Source organism: Streptomyces sp. P17 (assembly GCF_032436805.1).
In the GTDB taxonomy this organism is placed as follows: Bacteria; Actinomycetota; Actinomycetes; order Streptomycetales; family Streptomycetaceae; genus Streptomyces.
The window spans coordinates 1-475 of record NZ_JAVRBF010000318.1; the positions used below are offsets into that span (position 1 = coordinate 1).

The following is a 475-nucleotide window of genomic DNA, read 5'->3' on the forward strand; positions in this document are numbered from 1 at the left end:
CCGATGATTCCTAACTTGATGTCCTTAGCCATAATAAACTTAATCTCAAGATTCAATAATTCTTTTCATGTGAGCTGAGTAAACACTTACATCAAAATACTTTTCAGCTGTTTCACGAGCATTGGTTCTCATCGCGTATAAATCATTATTATTGATACTACTTATGAGAACATCTACCAAAGACCCAATGCTATCATCTTTGCAAATATAACCATTTATTCCATGTTTCAAATAAACACCCAAATCACTTGTCAAGTTGGCTATAACGGGTGTACCAACTGATAAACTCTCTACAAATTTCGTTGGAAAACCAGCCTGAACACTTCTTATATCTGGTCTTATTATGATTGAAAAGTCAGAATTCTTAACCAAATTGGCCGCTGATTCCGCACTAACTAAACCATGACATTTTATGATTTTATCTAGGTTATCTATTTTTACACTAGGAATATAATCCTTAAGCTTTTCTTCTGTA

Annotated in this window: 1 protein-coding gene; it reads right to left on the reverse strand. The window is 33.3% G+C overall.

Annotated elements, in window-relative coordinates:
- Positions 1 to 45: 45 nt before the first annotated feature.
- Positions 46 to 475: glycosyltransferase (locus RMT89_RS41070; protein ID WP_315888855.1), on the reverse strand; the 430-nt coding region annotated here is incomplete at its 5' end.